Origin of the sequence: Fusobacterium sp. (assembly GCF_029258315.1) — a bacterium.
GTDB lineage: Bacteria > Fusobacteriota > Fusobacteriia > Fusobacteriales > Fusobacteriaceae > Fusobacterium_B.
This window is the reverse complement of the sequence record NZ_JARHZE010000118.1, coordinates 1-4,291: the sequence shown is the minus strand read 5'-3', so window position 1 is coordinate 4,291 and position 4,291 is coordinate 1. Positions and strand designations below refer to the sequence as shown.

Genomic DNA, 4,291 nt, shown 5'->3' with positions numbered 1-4,291 from the left:
ATGCTAGATTTAATGATATCTATAAAAATCATTTTGCTATGAGAGGAGAGCCTTCAAAAGAAAATAAAGGTCCTACTATTTTCGCAACTCATTCAACACACAAACTTTTGAATGCTCTTTCTCAAGGTTCTTTCATCCACGTAAGATATGGTAAAAAAGTTATAGATGAAAATAGATTTAACCAAGCTTATATGATGCACGCAACTACCTCTCCTCTTTATGCAATAGCTGTTTCAAATGATATAGCTGCTGCTATGATGGAAGGAGAATCTGGTGTTTCTCTAATGAATGAAGTTGTTGAAGAGGCTACTGAATTCCGTAAAGTTATTGGTAAATTATATTCTCAATACCAAAATAATAATGATTGGTTCTTTAAACCTTGGAATGCTGAAACATATTTTGATAAAACTTCTAAAGAAACTATACCATTCTATGAGGCTAAAACAGAATTACTTTCTAAAGATCAAGATTTCTGGATAATGCATCCTAATGACTCTTGGCACGGATTTAAAAATTTACCAGAAGATTGGTGTATGCTTGATCCTATAAAAGTTAGTATTCTTACTCCTGGAATGGGAGATGACGGAAATCTTTTAGAAAAAGGTGTACCTGCTGCTTTGGTTTCAGCATACCTTAATAAATATGGAATAGTTCCTACAAGAACTACTGATTTCCAATTGATGTTCCTATTCTCAATGGGGGTAACAAAAGGAAAATGGGGTACTCTTGTAACTGTCCTATCTGAGTTTAAAAAACATTATGATAAAAATACTGCAGTTTCTGAAATTTTACCAGAACTTTTAGAAAATAATAAAGAGATCTATAAAAATATAGGAATTAAAGATCTAGGAGATAAAATGTTTGAATATTTAAGAGAACATAATTTAGGAAAAGTTTTAAATGAGGCATACTCTAATCTTCCTAAAATAGAAATGACTCCTAGAGAAGCATATAATAAAATTGTAAGTAATGATGTTGAACTTGTTCCAGCTCATAAACTTATAAATAGAGTGGCAGCAAACTCTATTATCCCTTATCCACCTGGAATACCTATGTTGATGTCAGGTGAAAATTTTGGAGATAAGAGCAGTCCTCAAATCAAATATCTTGAAGCTTTATCTTTATGGGATAAAGCATTCCCAGGCTTTGAACATGAAACAGAAGGAACAGAAGTTATAGATGGAGTTTATCATGTTCTTTGCATAAAAAAATAAGCCTCCCAATCCCTTTTTATAAATATCAACTTAGCTTTGCTAAGTTGATATTTTTTATTTAAATTAAATTTTCTAATATTATTTTGTGGTATAATATTTTTATAAAATATTATGAGGTAATAAATATGGATTTTAAAAATTTAAAAATAGATAATTTATATAGAGGCTCTGTGCCATTTTTTTTATCTCAAAAAAAAGGTGGAATAATTTTCTTAGCCTCATCAAATAAAAATATTGAAGATTATTATTATACTCTAAAAGATTTTTATAAATATCCCATTCTTATGATTGATGATTTTTATGACGAATTTGATATTTATAACAAAAATTATAATCTTTTGGAAATCTTAAAGAATAATAAAAATTTTATTATTCTTATCTCTCTCCAAGGTATCTTAGGAAACTATACACTAAATGGAGATATTCTTTCATTTGAAGTAGGAAAAGAATTTAGTATAAAAGAGATTGAAAATAAATTAATCGAAAGTGGTTATTCAAAAAACTATATTATTGAAAATAAGATGGAATACTCTATAAGAGGAGATATTTTAGATATCTTCCCTTTAAATATGGAAAACCCCATAAGAATTGAATTTTTTGGAGATGAAATTGATAGAATTTCTGAATTTGATAGCTACTCCCAAAAAAGTATAAATACTAAAAAAAATATTTTATTATATATCAATAAATCTAAATATAAAGATTTTTCATTTTTTGATATTTTAAATAAATTTTCTGAAAATATTAAAGAGAAGTATTTAGAAAATACAGAAATCTTAAAATATAAATTGGAAGAATATATTTTAAAAGATAGAGAAAAAGAAAATCTATATAGAAATTTATTTAATAATACTTCTGACTTTCAAATTGTAGAGAGTAAAAGATTTGATTTTGACAAAATAAAAAAATATGAAGATTTAGAGGTTATAAAAAAAGAGAGTAAAAATCAGAAAATTTTAATTTTATCAGAAGAGAAAAAAAGATATGATGAAATTTTTAAGGATTGTAAAAATATAACTATAAAAAAATATCCTCACTATGAGGGATTCAATTATGAAGATACCTTGGTTCTTACTGATCGAGAGATTAAAGGAATCAGAGTAAAAAAAGAAACGAATAATAATAAGGGGGTTAGATATAATGATATCTCTCAAATAAGAGAGGGAGATTATATTATCCACGAAAATTTTGGAGTTGGTCTGTACCTTGGGATAGAAACAATCTCTGGAAAAGATTATTTAAAAATTCAATATGCTGGAGAGGATAAACTCTTTGTTCCAACTGAAAATTTAAATAGAATTGAAAAATATCTTTATGATATGGGGACAACCCCAGAGATTTATAATCTTGGTAGAAGAGGTTTTAAGAAAAAAAGAGAGAAACTTGAGGAGGAAATGAAACTTTTTGCTAAGGAATTAATAAAAATCCAAGCAAGAAGACAGGGAAATCTTGGATATTCATTCTCTAAAGATACTGTTTGGCAAGAAGAATTTGAGGAAGGATTCCCATACACAGAAACTAAGGATCAACTTGAAGCCATAAGAATGGTAAAATTGGATATGGAATCTCCAAGGGTTATGGATAGAATTATCTGTGGAGATGTAGGATTTGGAAAAACTGAAGTTGCTATGAGAGCTGCTTTTAAAGCCGTAACCGATAATAAACAAGTTCTTATACTTACACCTACTACTGTTTTAGCTGATCAACACTATGAAAGATTTAAGGAGAGATTTCAAAATTATCCAATAAATATATCTCTACTTAGTAGAATAAAAACTCATAAAGAGCAAGAGGAAACTTTAAAAAAAATGGTAACTGGTGGTATTGATATTGTTATCGGTACCCATAGACTTCTTTCTAATGATGTAAGTTTTAATAATCTTGGACTTGTAATTGTTGATGAAGAGCAAAAGTTTGGAGTAAAGGCTAAAGAAAAATTAAAAACTTTAAAAGAAAATGTTGATCTTCTAACTCTGACTGCTACACCTATTCCAAGAACTTTAAACTTGGCTCTTCTTGGAATAAGAGATATCTCTGTTATAAAAACTCCGCCTGTAAATCGTCTTCCTATTGAAAATATTTTTATTGATAATACTGATGAAAATATTAAAAATGCCATAATGAAAGAGGTAGGAAGAGAAGGACAGGTTTTCTATGTTTATAATTCAGTTTATTCTATGGAATATAAAGAAAATTATTTAAAGAAAATTTTACCCCCATACATAAAAGTAAAATACATTCACGGAAGAATGTCACCTCAAAATATAAAAGAGGTCATACACGAATTTGAAAATGGGGATATTGATGTTCTTTTAACTACGACAATTGTTGAAAATGGTATTGATATAGAAAATGCCAATACAATAATCATAGAGGGCTTAGAAAAACTTGGACTTTCTCAAATATACCAACTTCGTGGTAGAGTTGGTAGGGGAAAAAGAAAAGCTTTTTGTTATTTGATAAATGATGTTGATAGAAAGTATAATAAAAAAACAACTCTTAGAAAAGAAAGTATTGAAAATCTAAAAGGATTAGGTGGAGGATTTAATCTTTCACTAGAAGATATGAATATCAGAGGAGCTGGAGAAATTTTAGGAGATAAACAACATGGAGCTCTTGAAACTTTCGGATACAATCTTTATCTAAAACTTTTACAAGAGGAGATTGAAAGACAAAAAGGAGAATATTCTGAAAAATCTGAAATCTCTTTAGAATTTTTAGAAAATGGATATATTCCTAAAGAATATATTGAAGAGTTTGAAAAAATAAATATTTATAAAAGAGCTATGGATATAAAAACTGTTAAAGAAATAGAAGAACTTTTTGAAGAGATCAAAGATAGATTTGGAAATCCTCCTAGAGAGGTTTCAATTCTTTTTGAAAACTTAAAAATTAAAATTCTTGCATCTGATATAGGTATTAAAGAGATTAAAGAAATTAAAAAAGATAGTTATGAAATTAGTTTTATTCCTGAAAAAGTTAATTTTGAAAAAATATTAAATTTAATAACAAGTGGAAAATGTAAATTGAAAACTAAAAATTCTATTCTTTATGAAAAAAATATTAAAAACTTTTTT

At 27.4% G+C, this 4,291-nt stretch carries 2 protein-coding genes; both read left to right on the top strand.

What is annotated here, in order from left to right:
• On the top strand, window positions 1-1,214 hold a 1,214-nt coding region (locus Q1J48_RS07840; protein WP_498040975.1), incomplete at its 5' end, for an Orn/Lys/Arg family decarboxylase.
• Window positions 1,215-1,339: 125 nt separating this feature from the next.
• Window positions 1,340-4,291, top strand: a 2,952-nt coding sequence (gene mfd / locus Q1J48_RS07835; RefSeq protein WP_300362479.1) for a transcription-repair coupling factor, incomplete at its 3' end; no start/stop codon positions are given.